Origin of the sequence: Phenylobacterium sp., from assembly GCF_035276905.1 — a bacterium.
Taxonomy (GTDB): domain Bacteria; phylum Pseudomonadota; class Alphaproteobacteria; order Caulobacterales; family Caulobacteraceae; genus Phenylobacterium.
Genome location: NZ_DATELG010000272.1, coordinates 1 through 2,375 on the forward strand (window position 1 = coordinate 1; position 2,375 = coordinate 2,375).

General features: G+C 73.6%; 3 protein-coding genes and 1 pseudogene. 3 read left to right on the forward strand and 1 reads right to left on the reverse strand.

Features of this window, described 5'->3' with window-relative positions:
- Both VJS38_RS12750 and VJS38_RS12755 read left to right on the forward strand, forming a co-directional pair.
- Positions 1-313: pseudogene (locus VJS38_RS12750) on the forward strand (hypothetical protein); the annotation flags it as partial.
- Complete coding sequence (locus VJS38_RS12755) at positions 310-1,242, forward strand: site-specific tyrosine recombinase XerD (protein WP_324088524.1); 933 nt, start codon at positions 310-312, stop codon at positions 1,240-1,242. The pseudogene VJS38_RS12750 and the gene VJS38_RS12755, both read left to right, overlap by 4 nt.
- A 7-nt stretch (positions 1,243-1,249) precedes the next feature.
- Here the strand turns inward: VJS38_RS12755 and VJS38_RS12760 are convergent, their stop codons facing one another.
- Complete coding sequence (locus VJS38_RS12760) at positions 1,250-2,041, reverse strand: glycine zipper 2TM domain-containing protein (protein WP_324088525.1); 792 nt, start codon at positions 2,039-2,041, stop codon at positions 1,250-1,252.
- A gap of 254 nt (positions 2,042-2,295) precedes the next feature.
- Between VJS38_RS12760 and VJS38_RS12765 the strand changes: the two genes are divergently transcribed.
- The coding region (locus VJS38_RS12765) for a hypothetical protein (protein WP_324088526.1) at positions 2,296-2,375 on the forward strand (80 nt) is incomplete at its 3' end.

The following is a 2,375-nucleotide window of genomic DNA, read 5'->3' on the forward strand; positions in this document are numbered from 1 at the left end:
CTCGGCCCAGGCCGCGGCCCTGATCGTCGCCGCCTACGCAGGCGCCGCCGGCCCGGACCTGCGCGGCCGGCTTGCGGCGCTTTCCGTGCCGGAGGGCAGGACGCCCGTGGGCCGCAACCTGGCGCTCGCCGCCGCCGCCCAGGACCGCCTGATGGGCGAGGCGGCGATGCTGGCGCTCTGGACCTGCGCCGACGCCGGCCAGGCGGGCCTGGCTCCGGCTGAGCGCGCCCGCATCGTCCAGGCCCTGCGCCAGGCCGGGCTGGATGCGGATGCGCGCAACTTCGCGGTCGAAGGCTTGCTGGCGCCGCCATGAGCAGCAAGGGCGCGGCCTGGGCCGAGGCCTTCCTCGAGATGATGTCGGTCGAGCGCGCGGCGGCGAAGAACACGCTCGCCGCCTACGCCCGCGACCTCGCCGACGCCGCGGGCTTCCTCGCCGGTCGCGGCCGCGACCTGTCGGACGCCTCCGCGGAGGACGTCGAGGCCTATTTCGCCGACCTCGGCGCGCGCGGCCTGTCGGCCGCCACCGCCGCGCGAAGGCGCGCCGCCGTGCGGCAGTTCTACCGCTTCGTGCTGGGCGAGGGCTGGCGGACAGATGATCCCTCGCGCCGCATCGAGGCGCCCAAGAAGGGCCGCGCCCTGCCCAAGGTGCTGAGCCGCGAGGAGATGGACCGGCTGATCGCCGCGGCCGGCGCGCGCGACGGCGGCCAGGGCCTCAGGCTCGCCTGCATGATCGAGCTCGCCTACGCCTCGGGCCTGCGCATCTCCGAGCTGACCGGGCTTTCGCTGGCGGCGCTGGCGCGTGATCCCGCCTATCTGATCGTCAAGGGCAAGGGCGGCAAGGAGCGGCTCGCGCCGCTGAACGAGACCGCGCGGGCGGCGGTGAAGGCCTATCTGCAGGCGCGGCCGCAATTCCTGCCGAAGGGCGACAAGTTCAAGAAGGAGGGGGCGAACCCGTGGCTGTTTCCCTCACGCGGGGCCGGCGGGCGGCTGACCCCGCGCCGGTTCGCCCAGCTGCTCGACGAGGCGGCCGCCGACGCCGGCATCGATCCGGCCCGGGTCAGCCCCCACGTCCTGCGCCACGCCTTCGCCACCCACCTGCTGGAAGGCGGCGCCGACCTGCGCGTCGTCCAGACCTTGCTCGGCCACGCCGACATCGCCACCACCCAGATCTACACCCACGTCGCCGGCGAGCGCCTGCGCGAGGTGGTCGAGAGCAAGCACCCGCTGGCGAAGAAGGGGTAGCCGCCGCTCACCCCGTAACCCGGTAACGCCCCTCGGCGTCCGGGCAGACGCGGACGTAGCGGGCCTCGGTGTCGTTGACCGGCGCCGGCGCCAGCCGGCAGCCTCTACGGCTGAAGTCGCTGTAGCGGTCGTCGCGGTAGACGCTGCTGTCGACCTGGTAGGGCACGGTGTCGTTGTAGTTCCAATAGGCGCCCTGCTGGTCGCACTTGTACTTGTCGCTGGCGTGGCCGATCGCCGCGCCGGCGCCGCCGCCCACCAGGGCGCCCAGCACCGTGCCGCCGGTCTTGTTCCCGTGGCCCGCGATGTTGGAGCCCAGCACGCCGCCGGCGATGGCGCCGATCAGGCCGGCGGTGACGGCGGCGTTGTTGTTGCAGCGGATCTGCGGGGCCGCGTAGGCGCTGTTGGCGCCGTAGTAGCCGGCCGCTGGGGCGCCGGGCGCGGGGCCGTAGCCATAGCCGGAAGCCGGCGGCGCGCCATAGGCCCAGCGGCCCTCGTCCCATGCCGGCGCGGGGCCGTAGGCCCGGGCGTAGGCGCCGTAGCCGTAGCGGGCGTCATAGGCGGCTCTTCGCGCCTCCCAGTCGGCGTAGCGGCGCTCGTAGTCGGCCCGCGCGGCGCGGTAGTCCGCGCTCTGGTCACGATACTGCTGCTGCTGGGCGTCCCACTGGCGCTGTTCCTGCTGGTACTGGTCGGTGGGGCGATAAGGCGATCCAGGCGCCGGCCCGTAGGGTTGCGCGGCCGCGGGCGCGGCCGTGGCGAGCGCCAGCACGGACGCCAGCGCGGTCTTCAAGGCGGAAGGCATAGGTCCAAACTCCGTTTCTCCTCGGGCGCGGCGGCTTGTCAGGGCGGGATCCGCGCGTCGTCGAGACGCGCCGCGGGCCGCCTCCGCCCCCCGATCGGATCACGGGCCGAGGCTCGACCTCGGGCGGCTTAACGGATGATGGTCGCTGCGGGTTGCAGCGCCGTGGCGGTTGCGGCGCCGCTGCTCTTGTGAGCTTGAGCCTTCCCGCCTAATTTCCGCCGCTTCGCGCAAGCGCTTGGGAGCGACGCCCTCGGATGGCCCTGCAATATCTCGAGTTCGAGCGGCCGATCGCCGAGCTCGAAGCCAAGATCGAGGAGCTTTCGAAGCTCTCGGA

Bases quoted from the DNA above. Each gene is read 5' to 3' on its own strand.
- VJS38_RS12755 (WP_324088524.1), top strand. From the start codon at position 310: ATGAGCAGCAAGGGCGCGGCCTGGGCCGAGGCCTTCCTCGAGATGATG.
- VJS38_RS12760 (WP_324088525.1), bottom strand. From the start codon at position 2,041: ATGCCTTCCGCCTTGAAGACCGCGCTGGCGTCCGTGCTGGCGCTCGCC.